This is a genomic window from Plantactinospora sp. WMMC1484 (assembly GCF_049315195.1).
GTDB lineage: Bacteria > Actinomycetota > Actinomycetes > Mycobacteriales > Micromonosporaceae > Plantactinospora.
In genome coordinates this window covers 6,345,062-6,365,068 of record NZ_CP186055.1, presented here as the reverse complement: position 1 = coordinate 6,365,068, position 20,007 = coordinate 6,345,062, and the positions used below count along the sequence as shown (strand labels likewise).

At 72.2% G+C, this 20,007-nt stretch carries 16 protein-coding genes; 6 read left to right on the top strand and 10 right to left on the bottom strand.

The window, feature by feature from the left end:
• Positions 1-34: 34 nt before the first annotated feature.
• The 9 genes from ACN28C_RS27375 to ACN28C_RS27335 all read right to left on the bottom strand — a co-directional run bounded on the left by ACN28C_RS27375 (position 35) and on the right by ACN28C_RS27335 (position 9,286).
• The gene (locus ACN28C_RS27375) at positions 35-682 is read right to left on the bottom strand and encodes a hypothetical protein (RefSeq protein ID WP_422770389.1); all 648 of its coding nucleotides are present in this window, start codon (positions 680-682) and stop codon (positions 35-37) included.
• A gap of 262 nt (positions 683-944) precedes the next feature.
• Positions 945-1,166, bottom strand: coding sequence for a hypothetical protein (locus ACN28C_RS27370; protein WP_421492021.1), 222 nt, complete (start codon positions 1,164-1,166; stop codon positions 945-947).
• An 86-nt stretch (positions 1,167-1,252) separates the two neighbouring features.
• Entirely contained in the window at positions 1,253-2,995 is a 1,743-nt protein-coding gene (locus ACN28C_RS27365) for a beta-N-acetylhexosaminidase (protein ID WP_422770388.1), read from the bottom strand.
• Positions 2,995-3,828 (bottom strand): carbohydrate ABC transporter permease, encoded by an 834-nt coding sequence (locus ACN28C_RS27360; RefSeq protein WP_422770387.1) that lies wholly within the window; start codon positions 3,826-3,828, stop codon positions 2,995-2,997. The genes ACN28C_RS27365 and ACN28C_RS27360 overlap by 1 nt, the downstream gene beginning before the upstream one ends.
• A gap of 59 nt (positions 3,829-3,887) precedes the next feature.
• Positions 3,888-4,787 (bottom strand): carbohydrate ABC transporter permease, encoded by a 900-nt coding sequence (locus tag ACN28C_RS27355; protein WP_422770386.1) that lies wholly within the window; start codon positions 4,785-4,787, stop codon positions 3,888-3,890.
• A 5-nt stretch (positions 4,788-4,792) separates the two neighbouring features.
• Positions 4,793-6,079 (bottom strand): extracellular solute-binding protein, encoded by a 1,287-nt coding sequence (locus ACN28C_RS27350; protein ID WP_422770385.1) that lies wholly within the window; start codon positions 6,077-6,079, stop codon positions 4,793-4,795.
• 181 nt (positions 6,080-6,260) lie between these two features.
• Positions 6,261-6,641 carry a RidA family protein gene (locus tag ACN28C_RS27345; RefSeq protein ID WP_422770384.1) on the bottom strand — a complete coding sequence of 127 codons (381 nt, stop codon included), beginning with the start codon at positions 6,639-6,641 and terminating at the stop codon, positions 6,261-6,263.
• A gap of 3 nt (positions 6,642-6,644) precedes the next feature.
• Positions 6,645-7,961: an amidohydrolase/deacetylase family metallohydrolase gene (locus ACN28C_RS27340; RefSeq protein WP_422770383.1), complete on the bottom strand. Its 1,317-nt coding sequence runs from the start codon at positions 7,959-7,961 to the stop codon at positions 6,645-6,647.
• Positions 7,958-9,286, bottom strand: a complete 1,329-nt coding sequence (locus ACN28C_RS27335) for a MarR family transcriptional regulator (protein ID WP_422770382.1) — start codon at positions 9,284-9,286, stop codon at positions 7,958-7,960. The genes ACN28C_RS27340 and ACN28C_RS27335 overlap by 4 nt, the downstream gene beginning before the upstream one ends.
• Before the next feature lie 161 nt (positions 9,287-9,447).
• Here ACN28C_RS27335 and ACN28C_RS27330 point away from each other — a divergent pair, with 161 nt between their 5' ends.
• The 3 genes from ACN28C_RS27330 (at position 9,448) to ACN28C_RS27320 (ending at position 15,660) form a co-directional block, all read left to right on the top strand.
• Positions 9,448-10,692, top strand: coding sequence for an alanine racemase (locus ACN28C_RS27330; RefSeq protein WP_422770381.1), 1,245 nt, complete (start codon positions 9,448-9,450; stop codon positions 10,690-10,692).
• A gap of 453 nt (positions 10,693-11,145) precedes the next feature.
• Positions 11,146-12,255 carry a sugar phosphate isomerase/epimerase family protein gene (locus tag ACN28C_RS27325; RefSeq protein WP_422770380.1) on the top strand — a complete coding sequence of 370 codons (1,110 nt, stop codon included), beginning with the start codon at positions 11,146-11,148 and terminating at the stop codon, positions 12,253-12,255.
• A 75-nt stretch (positions 12,256-12,330) separates the two neighbouring features.
• Entirely contained in the window at positions 12,331-15,660 is a 3,330-nt protein-coding gene (locus ACN28C_RS27320; RefSeq protein ID WP_422770379.1) for a ThuA domain-containing protein, read from the top strand.
• 95 nt (positions 15,661-15,755) lie between these two features.
• On the opposite strand, the gene ACN28C_RS27315 is transcribed toward ACN28C_RS27320, so the two are convergent.
• Entirely contained in the window at positions 15,756-16,766 is a 1,011-nt protein-coding gene (locus ACN28C_RS27315) for an N-acetylglucosamine kinase (protein WP_422770378.1), read from the bottom strand.
• A 100-nt stretch (positions 16,767-16,866) separates the two neighbouring features.
• Between ACN28C_RS27315 and ACN28C_RS27310 the strand changes: the two genes are divergently transcribed.
• The 3 genes from ACN28C_RS27310 to ngcE are packed head-to-tail and all read left to right on the top strand — an operon-like array spanning position 16,867 to position 20,002.
• Complete coding sequence (locus tag ACN28C_RS27310) at positions 16,867-17,790, top strand: MurR/RpiR family transcriptional regulator (RefSeq protein WP_422774828.1); 924 nt, start codon at positions 16,867-16,869, stop codon at positions 17,788-17,790.
• A complete protein-coding gene (locus ACN28C_RS27305) occupies positions 17,787-18,545 on the top strand; it encodes a sugar isomerase domain-containing protein (RefSeq protein WP_422770377.1) in 759 nt (252 codons plus the stop codon). Before ACN28C_RS27310 ends, ACN28C_RS27305 begins: the two co-directional genes overlap by 4 nt.
• Before the next feature lie 17 nt (positions 18,546-18,562).
• A complete protein-coding gene (gene ngcE, locus ACN28C_RS27300) occupies positions 18,563-20,002 on the top strand; it encodes an N-acetylglucosamine/diacetylchitobiose ABC transporter substrate-binding protein (RefSeq protein WP_422770376.1) in 1,440 nt (479 codons plus the stop codon).
• The last annotated feature ends 5 nt before the right edge of the window (positions 20,003-20,007 follow it).

The window sequence follows — 20,007 nt, the reverse complement described above, 5'->3', positions numbered from 1 at the left end:
TCGCCCTGCGCGGTATGGGGCGTGGTTCGCTCGGTCATCCGTCGCGGGACTGGCCACCGAAGTCGATTCTCGGCAACCGGTCGTCCGCCGGCTTGACCGAACCGACCCCGGCCACGGTGCTCCGGTGGATGTCCCGGACCAGTTCGAGCACCTCGCCCACGATGTCGTCGACTCCGCGCGGCTCGACCTCCGGTCCTGCCGCACCGACGTCGACGATCTGTCGTACTCCGTCGAGGTAGGTTGGCCAGGCGTTGCCGAAGGTCTCGGCGAGCAGGTCGTCCCGGATCGGTCGGGCACAACTCCGGTTGAGCGAGTGGAGCAGCCGGCGCATCTCGTCGCGGTCGTCGGCACGGGTGAGCTGGAAGCGGGAGAGCGGTCCCTGCAGCTCGGTGGCCGTGATGTCCAGCAGGAGGGGACGGACCGCGGACTGGCCAACCGACTTGGCCAGTGCACCGGCCTCGAAGTTCAGCCAGGCGGAGTGCATGTTGCGCCGACTGACGCAGATGATCCCCTGGTTGCCGCCGAGCTTTTCGGTGAGCACCCGGTCCCACAGCTCGCCCTTCTGGATGTCCTCGGAGGAGACCCAGGGCGCCAGTTCGTTGATGACCTGCGGCAGCCACTTGCGGAGCAGGAGCGCCAGCTGATGGGTCTCGATGCCGGACCAACTGAGGAAGACTTCCACGCCACCTCCCGGGTGCCGAACGCAGGCGGAGCATACCGGCTGGCGAGAGGTCGGACAGTCGGCGTTGCGACCGCACGCCGGGGACCTGCGTCGGGCCACCGGGTGCCCGCGACCGCAGGGACGGAATGCGCGACCAGCCGGTGGTGTCGACGGTGGAGCGATTGGCAGCGATCGCGGCCTGCGGTTCGACGAAGCGCAGGGTCGCCAGCACCGCGGCTGGCGACCCTGCATAGCCTCGGGCCGTCCACCGGCCCCGCGTCGACTACTTTTCGTCGGCGAGCGCGACGATCGCGCTGGCGGTGCGGAAGTACTGGCTGCGGCCGAGATCGCCGATGGTCTTGATGCCGAGGGCCTCCTTGAGGTGCGTCGCGGCCCGCTCGCTGACGCCGGCGAGCGCGGCGACCGGGGCGTCGGCGAGTTCGGCCATGCTCTTGTCCTGGTAGTCCTTGTCGACCAGCTTGGCGAGGTTGGCGGTAACCGGCACGGATACTCCCAATCGGTGATCGGTCCGGCACGGCGCCGGATCCGGCCAGCATTGTTCCAGATAGGACGGACGACGTGACGGCGGGATCATGAATCCGGCCGGGCCGCCCGGTGGCCAGCGCCTTGCGGGCCGGTGTCGCGGGTGGAGCGCGGTTCGGGCGTGCGCGGGCGCAGCACGTTGCCGGTGAGGCGGGCCAGTTCCGCTTCCCGGTCGGTTCGCTGGCGCGGCCAGCCCGCCGCGTCGGGGCGGCGCTGCCAGGGCAGCGGCCCGCCCGGCGGCCGGTACTCGACACCGAGCGCGTCCAACCGGTGCAGGTGCGCGGCGAGCCGCTCCTCGAAGCCGTCCCGGTGCTCCGGGCCCGCTGGCGACCAGACCGCCTCGGCGAACGCGGCGAGCCGGGGAAAGGCCAGGTAGTCCACGGCCCGGGGACTGTCGGCATGCTCGGTCCAGAGGTTGCACTGCGCACCGAGAATCCGGTGCCGCAGCGCCACCGGAAGCTCCGCCGGCACCGGCTCGAAGCTCCGCACGTCGGCGGCGGTCAGCACGGTGCCGACCGGGATCGGTTCGTCCGGCGAGTCGGACTGCCGGTAGTCCAGGTAGGCGGAACTGTCCCAGCAGGAGACCACGTCGTGCCCGGCCCGCGCCGCCGCGACCGCCAGCGCCGGGCCGCGCCAGGCCGCGACCGTCGCCCCGGTCGGCAGCCCGCCCTCCAGGATCTCGTCCCAGCCGAAGAGCACCCGTCCGCGCCCGGCCAGGTGCCGCTGGAGCTGCCGGACGAACCAGCTCTGCAACTCGTCCTCGTCGCGCAGCCCCAGCTCCTGGCGGCGCCGTTGGGCGGCCGGGCTGGCCCGCCACTCGCCCTTGTCGCACTCGTCGCCGCCGATCCCGACGTGCCGGCTCGGGAAGAGCTCCATCACCTCGTCCAGTACGTGCCGGGCGAAGTCGAGGGTTTCGTCGGAGACGTTCAGGACCCGGGACGAGATCCCCCAGCGCGTCGAGACCGCCACCGGTTCGCCGGGGTCGTTGCCGAGTTCCGGGTACGCCGCGATCGCCGCCTGGGTGTGCCCGGGAAGATCGATCTCGGGTACGACGGTGACGAAGCGCTCCGCCGCGTACCCGACGATTTCGCGGATGTCGTCCTGGGTGTAGTAGCCGCCGTGCGGCCGGCCGTCGAAGCGCTCGTGCTGCCGTGAGCCGACCATCGACTCGGGCCGCCAGGCGCCGACCTCGGTCAACCGGGGATAGCGCCGGACCTGCAACCGCCAGCCCTGGTCGTCGGTCAGGTGCAGGTGCAGCACGTTCAGTCTGTGCGCGGCGAGCAGGTCGACGAAGCGCAGCACCCCGGCGACCGGCATGAAGTGCCGGGCCACGTCGAGCAGGCAGCCGCGCCAGCCGAAGCGCGGCGCGTCGGAGATCTCCACGCCGGGCAGCGTCCATGGGCCGGCCGCCACCCGGGAGCGCCGGTACACGGCCGGGGGCAGCAACTGGAGCAGGCTCTGCGTGCCGTGGTGGACCCCGGCCGGGTCGCCGCCGGTGACGGTGACGCCGTCGGGGTGCACCCGGAGGTGGTAGCCCCCGGCGGGCAGTGCCGGGTCGGCGGCGAGCGCGATGCTGCCTGCCCCGGCGGCGGCACCACCCCCGTTGTGGGCGCCGCCGCCGGGGCAGGGGTCCGGCAGGGCCAGCCCGGTCGAGCGGGTGAGGGTTTCCCGGAGCAGCCGGGCCACCCCTGCGCTGGCGGGATCCGAGCCGAGCGTGGTCGCCGGGCCGAGGACGAACACCCCGGGTCGTTCCTCGGTGGTGACCGGCCGGGGGAGCAGGCGGGAAAGCATCAGTCCTTCACCGCCCCGCCGAGCCCGGCGACGAGCCGGCGCCGGACGAAGACGAAGAAGACCAGCACCGGGACGGTCATCAGGGTGGAGGCGGCCATGATGCCGCCCCAGTCGTTCTCGTCCGGCTTGAAGAAGACCAGCAGCGCGGCGGGGAGGGTCTGGTTTTCGGTGGCGCTGATGATGAAGGTCTTGGCGAAGAGAAAGTCGTTCCAGGCGGTGATGAAGGAAAAGATGCTGGTCGCGGCGAGGCCGGGCGCGATCAGCGGGAAGAGGATCCGCCACAGGATGGTGAACCGGGAGGCACCGTCCACTGTGGCGGCCTCCTCCACCTCCGGCGGCACCGCCGCCACGAAGCCACGTAGCATCCAGATCGCGAACGGCAGGCTGAAGGCGAGGTGCACCAGCACCAGCGAGCCGAGGGTGTTCAGCCCGACGCCCGGCACCGTACGCCCCAGGTCGCGGATCTGGAAGAAGAGCGGGATGGTCAGCGCCTCGACCGGCACCATCTGCGCGATCAGGAAGAGCACCAGGATGGTGCTGCGGGTGCGGAACCGGTAGCGGGTCAGCGCCACCGCCGCCAGGAAGGCGACAAGCGCGCTCAGCGCCACCACGGCGAGCGCCACCACCAGGCTGTTCAGGAAGTAGCGGCCGAAGCCGCTCACCCCGAGCGCCGAGCGGAAGTGCTCCAGCGTCGGGTGCAGCGTCCACGGGCGCGGGTCGGCCGAGACGATCTCGCCGGTCGGCTTCAGCGCCGAGAGCAGCATCCAGTAGATCGGGAAGACCGTGACCACGGCGACCAGGATCGCCACGGCGTCCGCGGCGCGGCGGCGCATCACGGTGTCACCTTTCGTTCGTGACTGCGGGGCTCGCAAACCCGGCTCACTCCTCGCACTCACAGCACCTCCCCGGTGCGGCGTAGCGCGCGCAGGTAGAAGAGCGTGACGACCAGCAGGATCACCGTCATCACGATCCCGATCGCCGAGCCGAGGCCGAACTGGGCGGAGGCGAAAGCCTTCTGGTACGCGTACACGTTGAGCACCATGTTCTGCCCGGCGATGCCGCCGCCCCGGGTCATCACGTAGATCTGGGTGAAGACCTTGAAGTCCCAGATGATCGACTGAATCACCACGATCGCGATCAGCGGCCGGAGCATCGGTACGGTGATCCGACGGAACGCGGTGGCCGCCCCCGCGCCGTCCAGCGCCGCCGCCTCCAGCACCGACGGCGGGACCGCCTGGATGCCGGCGTAGAGGGTGATCATCACGAACGGGAAGGAGTGCCAGACCACCACCGCGCCGACCAGGGCGAAGGCCACGGTCCGGTCGTAGAGCCAGTTGTATCCCGCCAGCCCCAGCACCTCGTTGACGAGCCCGAGGTTGCTGTCGAAGAGGAACGCCCAGACCACCGAACCGGTCATCGCCGGTGCCGCCCAGGCGGTCAGGGCGGCGTAGGAGAGCAGGGTCCGGGCCAGCCTGCCGATGCGGGTCATCAGCACCGCCAGCGCGGCGCCGATCGCGAGGGTCGCCAGCACGCAGCCGGCGGCGAAGACGACCGTCTGGCCGAGCACCGTCCAGAACGTCCGGTCGGCGAAGAGGCTCTGGAAGTTGCCCGCGCCCACGAACCGGGCCGGCTCGCCACCGGAGACCTGCGGCTGCCCGTACTCGAAGAGGGAGAGCAGGCCGAGCTGGTAGAGCGGGTACGCGAACATCGGCACCAGCACGGCGAGCGCCGGCAGCAGCAGCCAGAGCGGCACCAGCCGCTGCTGCCGGCGGATCGTTGCGGGAGACGGCACGCCGGCTACTTCCCGAAGGCCGCGGCGATCTGGGTGTTCGCCTCGGCGGCCGCGGTGTCGACGGTCGCCCTGCCGGTGATGACCCTCTGGAGCATGTTCGGCAGGATCTTCTCGGCGTCGATGGTGGTCCAGGCCCTGTCGACCGGCACGAACCTCGTCCCGGCCTCCATCGTCTCGATGAACGGCTTGAGGAACGGCTCCTTGGCGATCACCTCGGCGCGGGCCGACTTCATCGCCGGCACGAAGCCCATCGCGTCGTAGAGCTTCAGGGTGTATTTCTTGCTCGCCAGCAGGTGCATGAACTCGACCGCCAGGCTGCGGTGCGTGGTGGAGCGGAAGACGCCCAGGCTGCTGCCGCCGGCGAAGGCGGGGGCAATGGAGCCGGGCCTGGCGCCGGGGAGCGGCACGACGCCGTATGTGCCCTTCACCGCGCCGGCCTCCACGGCCGAGCGGTTGAAGTTGCCGAGAATTCCCATCCCGGCCCGGCCGGCCGCGAACGCCTCCACGGTGCCGCCGCCGGTCAGGTCGACGCACTGCTGTGGCGGGCAGATCTGGGGGCTGAACAGGTCGGTGTACGCCTTGATCCCGGCCTTGGCGGCGGGCGAGTCGATCGCGGCGGTGTAGGTCCCGCCGGAGTTGGTAGCGATGTCGCCACCGGCGTCCCAGACGAAGGGCAGCGCGCCGAAGGTGTAGAGCCCGCCGACCGCGATGCCGAGCATCTGCGGTCGTTCGGCCCGGATCTTCTTGGCCGCGGTGACGAGTTCGGCGTAGGAGGTCGGTGGGGTGAGCCCGAGGTCGGTGAAGACGTCGGTGCGGTAGTAGAGCGCCCGGACGCCGATCCACCACGGCACCCCGTACGCCTTGTCGCCGACGGTGACCGTCTGGACCAGGTCGGCCGGCAGGTCCCCGGCCTCGGCCCACGCCCCGTTCTCCGCCGTCACGTCGGCCATCCCGTTCGAGGCGACGAAGCTGGCCAGGTCGGTGTTGCCGACCTCGGTGACGTCCGGCGCGCTCGCCGGGTCGTTCAGCGCGCCCCTGTACTTCTCCGCCCGGGTGTCGGTGGCCAGGTAGCTGACGTCGACCTGCACGTCGGGGTTCTTCGCGGTGAACTCGGCGACCGCCTCGTCGACCACCGCCTCCTTGGCGGCCCGGTTGGCCTCGTCGAAGAGCCAGACCCGCAGAGTGCCGGTCCGGTCGTCGGTGCTCTCGGCGGGCGCGTCGCTGGAGGGCGCGCAGGCGCCGGCGCCGAGGGCCAGCGCGAGCAGCGCGGGAAGTGCCAGGAGTTTCCGCACGGGCTTCCTCCTTCAATAACGAGCTTGGTTCGTAATTAGGTCGATATGGATGTCATCCAGGCTGGGTGTCCACAGGTCGCCCGTCAAGTAACAATTTCCCTGCTCAGCGTCCCGGTGTGGACCGTGTAGGGCGCGCGGGAACGGCCGTCCGGCCGGTGCCGGACGGCGCCTCCCGGGCGGCTCAGACGCCCAGGTAGAGCACCGCGTCGATCTCGATGTCGAAGTCCTCCAGCGCGACCGGCAGGGTGGTCCGGGCCGGCAGGTTCTCGGTGCCGAAGAACTCCCGGTAGATCTCGTTCATCGCCGGGAAGTCGGCGAAGTCGCGAAGGTAGACGCCGACGCGTACCGCCCGGCCCAGGCCGCCACCGGCCGCCCTGGCCACCTCGGCCAGGTTGGTGAACGCCGCCCGGGCCTGCGCCGCGAAGTCGCCCCGCACCCAGGTCCCGTCCGGCAGCACCGGGCAGGCCCCGGAGAGGTACGCGAAACCCCCGGCGACCACGGCGTGCGAGTACGGCCCGCCGGGCGGCGCCGCCCGGTCGGCCTGCACGATCTGCTTGGGCATGGGTCAACCTCCGTGTCGGGGAAACTGTTCGGCGAGCCCGTCCGGGCCCACCAGGGGTGGGACGAGGAGTTGGCGCACCGCCCGGGCCCGCCGGGCCAGCGCGGCGCGCTGGGTGTCGGTGAGCGGGATCCACGGCGGCACCGGCTCGGGCAGCCGGGGCGGCAGCGGCCGCCCCGCCCGGTAGGTCAGCTCGTTGACCAGCCGCAGCGGCGCGTGCCGGCGCTGCCCATGCACGTCGACCACCTCGTGCCGGACCGGCTCCACGGTGAAGACCGCCAGGTCGGCCGGCGCGCCGACCGCGAGGGTGCCGGTCCCGTCCGGCAGGCCGAGCAGCCGGGCCGGCCCGGCGCTCGCCGCCGCCACCACCTGTGGCAGGCTCATCCCGACCGCCAGCAGCTTGGCCATCGTGGTCGGCAGGTCGAAGACCGGGCCGTGCAGCGACCGGGCGTGCAGGTCGGTGGAGACCGCGTGCGGCGGCATCCCCGCGGCCAACTGCGCCTCCAGCACGTCGAAGGCGAAGCCGCCGGAGCCGTGCCCCAGGTCGAAGCGCACCCCTGCCTGGTACGCCTCCTTCGCCGCCGGATGGAACCCGTCCACACCGGCCGCGATACCGCTGGCGCAGTGCGTGATGATGTCACCCGGTCGCAGCAGCGGCAGGAGTTGCGCCACCGAGGGCGGTGCCGCACCGATGTGCACCATCACCGGCAACCCGCAGGCGTCGGCCGCCTCGACCGCCCGGCGCAGCGGGTCGAGCCCGTTGGCGCCGACGTTGTGCCGGTCCATCCGGACCTTGAAGCCGACGATCCGGCCCGGATGGGCCCGGACGGTCGCCACCGCCAGGTCGACGTCGCAGTTGGCCAGCTCGCGGGCTTCGCCGACCCGGGCGACCAGCCCCACCGCCGAGATGTTCAGCAGCGCCGGCACCCGGACGGCGTACCCGGCGGAGCTGGCGGCGAAGGCCGGAAAGCCGTACGCCCCGGCCGAGCCGGCATCCACCCAGGTGGTCACGCCCGAGCGCCAGGCCACCGGGTCGGGGTGGATCCCCCAGTACGTCGCGCCGGGGTGCACGTGGGTGTGCAGGTCGACCAGTCCGGGCGTGACCAGCCGGCCGGCCAACTCGATCACCTCGGCGGCCCGCCGCCGGGGCAGCCGGGGCGCGACCGCCGCGATCCGGCCGTGCCGGACGGCGACGTCGTACGCCCCGCTCCGACCACCGCCCGGATCGAGCAGGTCACCTCCGGCGAGCAGCAGATCCCACGCCCCGCCGGCATCGGCGTCCTCGTCACTCGGCGGTCCGGTCGGGTGGGTGTGGTCGCTCACCGGTCCGCCCTGGCGGGTACCCGCGACGCGCGGTCGCCGGCCGCGACGCCGATCCGCAGCCGGTAGAGGCGGGCCGGCCGGCCCCGGCGGTGCATCTGCGTGCTCCCCTCCACCTCGACCAGGCCCGAGTCGCTCAACCTGCGGATCAGGCGGCGGCCGCTGGGATCGGTGATCCCGAGCTGCTGCGCCAGGTCACTGGGGGAGATCGCCCGCCCCTCCAGGGCACGCTCGATGGCGGCGAGCCGGGAGAGCGTGGCGGCGCTCAGCCCCACCTCGCCGGCCAGCCGCTCCAGCTCGGCACCGTGCTCTCGATAGGTGAAGGCGAGCGCCGCCCCGGTCGGGCTCATCGGGCCGATGATGACGCCGCCGTCCTCCACGAGGTACGCGCTCGGCGATTCCTCCTGCTCGGCCCGGGCCACGGCGCGCTCGGCCAGATGCAGGCAGCTCCGGGCCGAGGCGCCGACCCCGAACCCGGCGGCGACCCGGATCCCGAGGGTCTCCTGCGCCTGGCCGAGGGCGGGCAGCGAGACCCAGCTGTTGGTCGCCTGCTCGAAGAGCGCCTGGTGGGCGAAGACCACCACGCCGCGCCGGCCCCGGTCCTCGATCCAGGCGTCGCCGAACTCGGGCGTGTTCAGCAGCAGGTTCATCAGACCGACCCGGGCACGGTCAAGGTCGAGCTGCGGGCCGGCCCGGCCGACCAGGAAGATGCCGGCGGCGAAGCGCAGTGCGCTGGCCTGCCTGGACTGCACCTGGAGGGCCAGCTCGTGCAGTTGCGCCCGCAGGGTCGCCGGCCCCGGCAGGCCGCCGAGGACCGGACTGCTGCCCGCCAGCTGGGCCGCCACCGCCGTACGCAGGCTGATCACGTAGTCGGCGCCGGTCCGGGTCAGCGCCGAGCGGTGGAACGCCACGATCTCGGCAACGCTCTGCTCCGGGTCGTAGGGCAGGCAGCCGATCTGCGCCGGGTCCAGCTCCAGCGCGCGGGCCACCTCGTCCACGGTCTGCGCGTCGTAGGTGTCGATGCTGACCGGGGTGGGCCGCCAGCCCCGGGCCTGCGCCCGGAACAGCGCCAGCGACAGGTCCAGCCCGGCCGAGCGGAGGATCGCCACCGGCAGGTTCGCCGGCAGCAGGTCGCGGCACTTCGCGTACGGGACCGGGCCGAGCAGCAGACCGTCGACGCGCTGCCGGGCGAGTACGCGGTCGACGAGATCACGGACCGCGTCCTCGTGCTCGTAGACGATCCACTCCAGCGCCACCCCGGCCAGGGTGCGCGCCGCGTCCTCGAAGACGCCGCGGTGGCTGGCATGGATGACGAGACCGATCACCATCGGATCTCCAGGTTCGAAAATGGTCCGTTAACCGGGCTGCGCATAGCCTGGACGTCCTGGCGCTCCTCCGTCAAGACGTTGACCGGGCCGGTTTCGTCGGGCAGGCTGGGCAACCACCAGCGAGCCACATCCGAACCTGAGCCTGCGACGGGGGAGAGCCGGTGCGCGACCACCGATCCGCCGAGACCGCCCTCGACTGGCGGGCCAGGGGCTTCTGGCAGCCCGACGGGCCGGTGCCGGACGCCACGTACGCCGCCGCCGGGCACTCCCTCTTCGACGGTGCCGTCACCTGGCCCACCCTCGCCGTCCGGCGCTCCGCCGTCGCGCACAACGTCGCCACGATGGCCGGATTCTGCGCCAGGCACGGCTTCGGGTTCGCCCCGCACGGCAAGACCACCATGGCGCCGGCACTGCTCACCGCACAGTTGGCCGCCGGCGCCTGGGCGATCACCGTGGCCACCGCCAACCAGATGCTCGCCTGTCGGGCCCTTGGCGTGCCCCGGGTGCTGCTGGCCAACCAGCTCCTCGACCCCGGGCCGCTGCGCTGGCTGGCCCGGGAACTCGGCCGGGGCTTCGAGGCGCACTTCTTCGTGGACTCGGTCGCCGGGGTCGAGGCGATCGGCACCGCCCTCGCCGGCCAGCCCGCCGGCCCGCCGCTGCGGGTCCTGGTCGAGCTCGGCTTCCCCGGTGGACGGGCCGGCTGTCGCGGCGTCGAGCAGGTGGTCGAGGTCGCCGAGGCGGTCGCCGCCACCCCCGGCGTACGCCTCGACGGCGTCGCCGGCTACGAGGGCGGCCTGCCGGACGCGGCGGCCGTCTCGGCGTACCTGCGGCGGCTCCGGTCGGCCGCGACCGAGCTGGCCCGCCGAGGGCTGGTCGGGCCGGAGGTGCTGGTCAGTGCCGGTGGCAGCGCCTGGTTCGACCTGGTGACCGAGGAACTCGGCGGCGCCTGGCTCACCGGTCACGAGCTGCGGGTGGTATTGCGCAGCGGCGCCTACGTCACCCACGACCACGGCTTCTACGCCGAGCACACGCCGTTCCGGCGGATCCCGGCCGAGGGCCGGCTGGCGGCGGCACTCGAACTCTGGGCGCAGGTCACCTCCACCCCTGAGGCGGGGCTGGCGATCGTCGGCATGGGCAAGCGGGACGCGCCGTACGACGAGGGCCTGCCGGTACCGTTGCTGATCCGGCGCCGCTCCGGCGAGCTGCACCCCGCCGCCGGCATGACGGTCAGCCGGCTCAACGACCATCACGGATATCTCGTGGTCCCGCCGGGCACCGACATCCGCGTGGGTGATCTGGTCTGCTTCGGCATCTCGCACCCGTGCACCGCCTTCGACAAGTGGCGGGCGATGCCGGTGGTCGACGACGACCACACCATCGTGGACATACTGCGGACCTACTTCTGAGCGGCCGGCTCTGCCTTCTGAGGGGTCGGCTCTGCCTTCTGCGGGGCCGGCTCTGTGGCCCCGGGGGCGGTCCTGTTCGACCACAATCGACCCGAAACTTTCCGCAGAGTCCGACGAACTTTTGTATTCCAGAACCAAAGTTACCGCGTCGTCCCCTTTTCTTCTCGTGGCGCAGCCTCTAGCGTGTGTCTATTCGTAACAGCGACGACCGCTGATCGTCATATCTGGCCCGCCCGGGTGGCCGCCCGGAGCGGGAAGCCCTCGAAAGCGTCCGGCCCGGCCACGGCCGCGACGCACCTCCCCGCGCGCCGCGAGTGGCACGTGAGCGCGCCCCTCACCCCGACTTCCCCGGCGTAAACGCGCTCCGGTGCGTCACGGACTGTCCGCCGGAGACCTCTTGAATCGATCCAAGCATGGGCGGTGGAGGCGTCACCGCCCGGAAAGGTGCAGGACATGGGCAAGACGCAGAGCGGATCACCGATGGACCCGGCGGCACGTCGCCGGCTCACCCGGCGGAGCATCCTCGCCGCCTCGGCGGGCGCTGCGGCCGCGCTCAGCGCGGTCGGCGCCAACGTGGTCCGGACCGAGACACCCGCGGTCGCGCACGGGCAACTGCGGGCCGAGCCGCTGATCCCGGGCCGCAACCGGGGCATCATCCTCTACAGCGTCCGCGACCGAATCTCCGCCGCACCCGACGACAGCGGTGTCCCGTACGGCTTCGAGCGGGTGCTCGCCCGGATCGCCGAACTCGGCTACAAAGAGGTGGAGTTCGCCGGCTACACCCAGAACACCCAGATCCTGGGTCGGCAGATCACCCCGGCGGAGATCCGCAAGATCCTCGACGACAACGGGCTGACCGCCAACGGCACCCACGCCTCGATCAACCCGGCCACCTTCGAGCAGCAGATGGATATCGCCGAGACGCTCGGCATGAAGAACATCGGCACCGGCAGCGATCCGACGAACTCGTCGTACCCCTCGGACTGGGACGCGGCGGCGGACGTCTGGAACGAACTGGGCCGGCAGGCCCGCAGGCGGGGACTGCGGCTCTACACGCACAACCACGACGCCGCGTACTCGTTCCTGCTCGACAAGGGGCCGCTGGACGCCAACGGCCGGCCGACCCGCTCCTCCGGCACCCGCCGACTGGAGTACTTCTTCCGGAAGACCGACCCCCGCTACGTCTTCTTCGAGCTGGACATCTACTGGGCCTACGTGGCCCGGTTCAAGCACCAGAAGTACGTCGACCGGTGGGGCAGGGAGAAGACCGACCTCTTCGACCCGATCCTCAACGTGGTCTCGCAGAGCAGGCGGTTCCCGCTGTTCCACGCCAAGGACGGCAACCGGAACAGCGCGCTCGCCAACGGCTACGAGATGACGCCGCTCGGCGAGGGCGACATCAACTTCCAGCAGTTCTTCCAAACCATCGGCGACGCCGACTTCCGGCACGCGAACTGGGAGCAGGACACCGCCCCCGGCGGCGCGGCCAACCCCGGCCAGTCGCTCGACTTCGCCGCGCTCAGCTACACCAACATGTCGGAGCTGACCATCTATCGCCGGTAGCCCTCCGGGCGGGGCGCGGAGCGCCGTGTCCCGCCCACTTCCCGTGACCCCCTACGGCGTGCAGACGGAGGAGAGATGAGGACAATCATGCGCCGCTGGCTGACCGTGCTGGCGGCGACCGCGACGATCGTCCCGCTGACGGTCCAGACCCCGGCGGCGGCCGTACCGGACCCGGGAGCGGGTTCCGGTGCCGTACCCGCCGAGCGGCTGGTGGCCGAGGAGAACGGCCCCGCCGCGCTCCGCTCGGCCGCCCGCGCGCCGCGCGACTACGGCGTACTGGTCTTCACCAAGACGGCGGGCACGCGGCGGGCGTCCATTCCGGACGGCGTCAAAGCCATCCGCGAGCTGGGCCGGGAACACGGGTTCCGGGTCACCGTCACCCGGGACGCGGCGGCCTTCACCGAGCAGAACCTCGGGAAGTACCGCGCGGTGGTCTTCCTCAACACCACCGGCGACATCCTGAACGCCAGCCAGGAGGCGGCGTTCGAAGAGTACGTCAGAACCGGCGGCGGATTCGCCGGGGTGCACGCGGCGGCCGAGACCGAGCCGGACTGGGCGTTCTACCAGAGTCTGCTCGGCGCGAGGGCGACCGGCGCCGCCCCGGTCGAGTCCGGCAACATCGACGTCGCCGACCGGGCGCACCCGTCCACCGAGACCGTGGCGCGCACCCTGACCCTGACCGAGGAGTGGTACAACTTCTCCGCCAACGTCCGGGGCGTCTCGCACGTGCTGGCCACCGCCGACGAGCGGAGTTTCGCGGGCGGCAGCATGGGCTACGACCACCCGATCGCCTGGTGCAAGGACTACCAGGGCGGTCGTTCCTGGTACACCGGGCTCGGCCACTCGATCGAGACCTACCGGTCGAAGCCGTTCACCCGGCACCTGCTCGGCGGCATCCAGTGGGCGGCCGGCGTGGTCGAGGGCGACTGCGGCGCGACCGTGACCGGCAACTACGAGAAGGTCACCCTCAACGACGAGCCGGGCGAGCCGATGTCGCTCGCCGTCCTGCCGGACGGCCGGGTGCTGCACAACACCCGGGGCGGCCAGGTGCGGCTCTACGACCCGACCAGCGGCGCCAGCCCGGTGATCAACACGATCCCGGTCTACAGCCACGACGAGGACGGGTTGCAGACCGTCTCGATCGACCCCGACTTCGCCACGAACAAGTGGGTCTACCTCTACTACTCGCCGCCGCTCTCCACCCCGGTCGACGACCCGGCCACCCCGGGCGTCAACGAGGGTGACGCGCCGGCCACCAGCACCGATCCGACGGTCTGGGACAGGTTCAAGGGCTACAACCAGCTCTCCCGGGTCAAGTTCGTCGACGGCGAGAACCCGCACCTGGACATGAGCACCGAGCAGCAGATCCTGCGGGTGGACGTGGACCGGGGCATCTGCTGCCACGTCGCCGGCAAGGTGAAGTTCGACGGCCGGGGCAACCTGTATCTGATCACCGGTGACGACACCAACGCCGGTGGTTCGGACGGCTTCACCCCGATCAACGAATCACCGACCCAGGGGCCGGGCTACGACGCCCAGCGCTCCGCCGGCAACACCAACGACCTGCGCGGAAAGCTGCTCCGGATCAGGGTACGGGCGAACGGGACGTACACGATCCCGGCCGGCAACCTCTTCCCGGAGGCCCAGGACCACGACGACACAACCCGTCCGGAGATCTTCCTGATGGGGCTGCGCAACCCGTTCCGGTTCGACGTGGACGCCTCCGGCCGGGTCTACGTCGGCGACTACTCGCCGGACAGCCGCACCTCGAACCCGGCCCGGGGACCGGAGGGGACCGGCCGGTGGTTCGCCACCAACAGGGCCGGCAACTACGGCTGGCCGTACTGCTACTCGCCGGGGCTGCCGTACGTCGACTACGACTTCGCCACCCGGACCTCCGGGGAGCCGTTCAACTGCGGTGCCCCGGTGAACGACTCGCCCCGGAACACCGGCCGGACGGTGTTGCCGCCGGTGCAGGACCCGCAGTTCTGGTACACCTACCAGGCGCGTACCCCGTGCCCGGGGGCGTACCTGGAGACGCCGCCGTTGAGCTGCGACTTCAGGTGGCCGGTGATCGGGACCGGTGGGGTCGGCCCGCACGGCGGGCCGATCTACTCCTACGACCCGGAGTCGACCTCGGAGACGAAGTTCCCGGAGTACTACCACCACGCCGTGGCGTTCGGCGAGTTCACCCGGGACAAGATCTTCATGATGCGGACCGACGGCAGGGGCAACCTGGTCGGCGTCGAGCAACTGCTGCCCGGCTTCGTCTTCGACAACCCGATGGAGATGGAGTTCGGCCCGGACGGCAGCCTCTACCTGCTGGAGTACGGCGACGGTTTCTTCACCGCCAACCCGGACGCCCAGCTCTCGGTGATCCGGTATGTCAAGGGCAAGCGGTCGCCGGTCGCGGTGCTGAACGCCAGCCCCACCTCCGGGCAGGCTCCGCTGACGGTGAACTTCTCGGCCGTCGGCTCGTACGACCCCGACCCGGGCGAATCGATCTCCTACGCCTGGGACTTCACCAGCGACGGTACTGTCGACTCGGCCGACCCGAGTACGTCGCACACCTACACCGCGAACGGGACGTACACGGCACGGTTGACGGTGACCGACTCCGGCGGCCGGACCGGGGTGCTGACCCGGACCATCACGGTCGGCAACACCGCCCCGACGGTGACGGTGACCGGCCCGATCCCGGGTTCCTTCTTCGACTGGGGTGACCAGATCCCGTACACGGTGACGGTCACCGACCCGGAGGACGGCACCATCGACTGCTCCCGGGTCACCGTGTCGTTCGTGCTCGGTCACGACACCCACGGCCACGAGCACGGTTCGACCACCGGCTGCACCGGCGTCCTCCAGTCCCCGGCCGACGGCGCCGACCACGCCGGCGGCTACCTCTACGGCGGGATCAGCGCCATGTACACCGACCTCGGCGGTGGCGGCCAGCCGGCGCTGACCACGGTCGACCAGGTCGTGATACAGACGCCCCGGCAGCAGGCCGAGTTCGCCCAGGTCCGGCAGGACGTGACGATCGCCAACACCAGTGACGTCGGCGGCGGCCAGCACGTCAACGGAATCGACGCGGGCGACTCGATCGCGTTCGACCCGATCAACCTGGGTGACGCCAGCGCGGTGACCTTCCGGGTCTCCGGCGGCTCGGCGGCCACCGCCGGTACGCCCCGGGCCACCGTCGAGCTGCGGCTCGACTCGCCGACCGGTCCGCTGGTCGGCACCGCCACGCTGAACGCCACGACCGGCAACAACGACTGGTCCAGCCAGACCCTGGCGGTCGACCAGCCGGCCGGCGGGCACCGGCTCCACCTGGTCTTCCAGCCGGTCACCGGTGGCCCGACCACCGGTCTGGTCAACCTGAACTGGGTGGAGTTCACCCCGAGGTAACCCCCGGGCGGGACGTCTCGATTGCGGAGTGTGCCGGAGAGTCACGATCCTGACTCTCCGGCACACTCGTCCGTGGACCCGCTCGTCCGGGTGGCTCAGTCGTCGACGGCCCGGTCCGCACCTGCGGCGCCGGGCACGCCGGCCAGCAGCCGGGCGTGCAGCGCCGGGTCGGCGTACCCGAGGCGGCGGGCGGCGACCCAGGCGGCGCCGGCGGCGGCGTCACCGGCCGGCGCGCCGGGCCGGCCCAGCCGAGCGGTGAGCCGTGCCCGCACGGCGTCGCGGATCTCCGGTATCCCGGCGAGGACCCCGCCGGCCAGCACCACCGGGCCCGGCACCGGATGCAGGGAGAGCAGCGTGCCGGCCAGCCGCTCGGCCGCGGTGTCCAGGATGGCGACCGCCGCCGGATCCCCGCCCCGCGCGGCCGCGCCGACCACCGGCGCCAGTCCCGCCAGCCCCGCTGTCCCGGCCCGCCGGTCGTGATGTAGCTGGTGGACGCGGTTCACGAAGGTGTCCGGGTCGGTCGTGCCGAGCACGTCGGTCACGGCGCGGGCCAGTGGACCGCTCGGCGGGCCCCGGTAGAGCGCCCGGGCCGTCGACCGCGCCGCGGCCAGGCCGAGCCAGAACCCCGAGCCCTCGTCGCCGAGCAGCCACCCGAGGCCGTCGGCGGTCCGGCCGACCGTGTGGTCGCGCACCTCGGCGGCGACCGCGCCGGTCCCGGCGATCAGCACCGAGCCGCGCTCCGCCGCCGTGCCGGCCGCGAACGCCACCACCGCGTCGCCGACCGTACGCATCGGGCAGGTCAGCCCGAGCCGTGACCACTGCGCGGCGTACCGGGCGGCCACTTCCGGCTCGGCGAGCCTGGCCACGCCGGCCAGCCCGACCACCGCGCCGGCCACCCGGGTCGGGTCGTGCCCGTGCAGCGCGGCCCGAGCGGCGTCGCCGAGCGCGGCGGCGGCCCGCGCCGGCTCGGCGGCGACCGGGTTCCCGGCGCCGGCCCGGCCGCGCCCGACGATCCGGCCGTCGATGGTGGCCAGCACCGCCCGGGTGGCGGTGCCGCCACAGTCGACGCCGAGCACGAGCGGATCGGTGACGTTGCCGTCGGTCACGCTGCCGATGGTGCGGGGTACCGATCGAAAATGTCAAACCTATTGACTCGATACCTCCAGCGGTCATAAGTTTTTTCATCACCTGGAAGTCGTGAAAGGAATGTTGATGGAGGAGAGCGGGCTGCTGGGCCGGCTGCGGACCGAGCTGGCCACGTTGCCGGTCGCCCTACAGCGGGTCGCGGAGCAGATCCTGATCGCGCCGGAGGAGACCGCCCGCGCCACGATCATCGACCTGGCCGAGCGCGCCGGCACCTCCACCGCGACCGTGACCCGGTTCTGCCGGGTCTTCGGCTACCGCGGCTACGCCCAGCTCCGGGTGGCGGTGGCCACCGAGATCGGCCGGGCCGCCCAGGCGCGCTGGGACACCGACATCGACCGGGAGATCGGGCCGGACGACCCGCTCGACCACCTGCTCGGCGTGGTGGCCAGCGCCGACGCCCGGGCGATCCAGGACACCGCCGGCCAGGTGGACCTCGCCGCCGTCGACCGGGTCGCCGAGGCCGTCGCACAGGCCCACCGGGTCGACCTCTTCGGGCTCGGCAGCTCCGGCAACGCCGCCCGGGAGATGGCCTTCCGGCTGGAACGGATCCGGATCCCGGTCTGGCACCGGGCCGACCCGCACACCGCGCTCACCAACGCCGCGCTGCTCGGCCCGGGTGACGTGGCGATCGGGCTGTCGCACAGCGGGCGTACCCGGGAGGTGATCGAGGTGCTGGCCGAGGCGGCCGACCACGGCGCGATGACGGTCGCGGTCACCTCCTTCCGCCGCTCGCCGCTGGCCGAGGTCGCCGACGTGGTGCTGACCACCGCCGTCCAGGAGACAACCTTCCGGCTGGCCGCACTCTCCGCGCTGCACTCCCAGTTGCTGGTCCTCGACCTGATCTACGTCGCGGTGGCCCAGCGGACCTACCAGCGCACCACCGAGGCGTTCGAGGTCACCGCCCGCGCCGTGGACGCGCACCGGATACCGGACGAGTCGCCACGGCCCGCACGCCGGCAGCTCAAGACCACGGAGGGGACATGACCACGGAGATCGGCGCACCCGCCTACCTCGCCGCCGTCGGCGCCGCGATCGACCGGGTCGCCCGGACCCAGGCCGACGGCGTACGCCGGGCGGCCGACCTGATCACCGCCGCGCTCGACCGGGGCGGCGTGGTGCAGGCGTTCGGCTGCGGGCACTCCGAAGCGCTGTCGATGGAGATCGCCGGCCGGGCCGGCGGGCTGGTGCCCAGCAACCGGATCGCGCTGCGCGACCTCGTGCTCTACGGCGGCGCCGACCGCGCCGTCCTCGAAGACCCGCTCCTGGAACGCGATCCGACCGTGGCGCACCGGCTCTACGAACTCGCGCCGGTCAAGCCCGACGACGTCTTCGTGCTCACCTCCAACTCCGGCGTCAACGGGGTGATCGTCGAGTTCGCCCTGCTGGTGAAGGAACACGGCCACCACCTGATCGGCATCACCTCGCTCGCACACACCTCCCGGGTCCACCCGGGACACCCGTCGGGGCACCGGCTCGCCGACCTGGCCGACGTCGTCCTCGACAACGGCGCACCCTACGGCGACGCCGCGCTGCCCCTGCCCGGCGGCGGTGCCGTCGGGGCCATCTCCTCGATCACCGGTGCGTTGCTCGCCCAACAGGTGGTCGCCGAGGTCGTCGCCCGGCTGCTCGACGCCGGCACCCGGCCACCGGTCTACCTCTCGGCGAACGTCCCCGGCGGCCGGGAACAGAACAGCGAGCTAGAGGCGCGGTACGCCGGACGCATCCGGCGCACCGCCTGAGAAGAAGGCGAGGCGCCATGCACACTTTCCGCCCGGCCCGACCCCGGCCGGCACCGACGACCACCGGCCCGAGCCGACGCACCCTGCTGCGGGCCGCCGCCGCCGGAGCCGCCGCCCCGGCCCTGGCCGGTTGCGTCACCAGCGGCGGCGACGACGGCCAGCCGACCGTGGCCAGGGGCGAGACCAGCGCCGAGAACCCGCTCGGGGTGCCGGCCTCGACCCCGCTGGAGGTGGTCATCTTCGACGGCGGCTACGGCGACGAGTACGCCCGGCACGCCGAGTCGATCTACAAGGGACGTTTTCCGGGCACCACCATCGACCACAAGGCGATCCAGAAGGTCGGCGAGGCGCTCCAGCCCCGGTTCGTCGCCGACACCCCGCCGGACGTGGTCGACAACACCGGCGCCGGCCGGCTCGACCTGGCCACCCTGGTCGCGGCCGGCAAGCTCACCGACCTCACCGAGCTGCTCGACGCGCCGTCGCTGGACGACCCCGGCACCCCGGTCCGGGACACCCTGCTGCCCGGCGTCGTCGCCGACGGCACCCTGGACGGCAGGGTCTACACGCTCAACCTCACCTACACGGTCTGGGGACTCTGGTATTCCCGGCCGCTCTTCGCGCGGCACGGCTGGGCGTACCCGACGAGTTGGGACGCCATGCTGGCGCTCTGCGCCGAGATCAAGAAGGCCGGCATCGCGCCCTGGACCTACCAGGGCAAGTATCCGGAATACCTGAACGATCCGCTGCTGGCGATGGCGGCCAAGGCCGGCGGGCCGGAGCTGGTGACGGCGGTGGACAACCTCGAGCCGGGCGCCTGGAAGCAGCAGCCGCTGCGGGACGCGGCAAGCGCGATCGCCGAACTGGCCGGCCGGGGCTACCTGCTGCCCGGCTCGGAGGCGCTGTCGCACACCGAGGCACAGGCCGCGTGGTCGCAGGGCAAGGCCGCGATCATCCCATGCGGCTCCTGGCTGGAGGCCGAACAGCAGCCGGTGACGCCGGCCGGCTTCGACATGGTGATGGGGGCGGTGCCGTCGCTGGGCGCGGCAGACAAGCTTCCGTACGGGACGATCCAGGCCGCCAGCAGCGAGTCGTTCCTCGTGCCGGCCAGGGCGAAGAACCCGCGCGGCGGGCTGGAGTTCCTCCGGGTGCTCTTCTCCCGCGGCAGCGCCCGGCGGTTCGCCGAGCTGAACAGCACGCTGCCCAGCGTCGCCGGTGCCACCGACGGGCTGACCGTCAGCACCGGGCTCGGCTCGGTCCGCTCCGCCGTGCAGGCCGCCGGCGCCAACACCGTCACCTATCGCTTCCGCACCTGGTACGCCCCGCTCGGCAAGGCGGTCGACGACGCCACCGGCGAACTCGCCACCCGACGGATCACCCCGGAGCAGTGGGCCGACCGGATCCAGAAGGCCGCCGACGCGGTCGCCGCCGACTCCGCCGTCCCCAAGTACACCCGGTAGCCCGC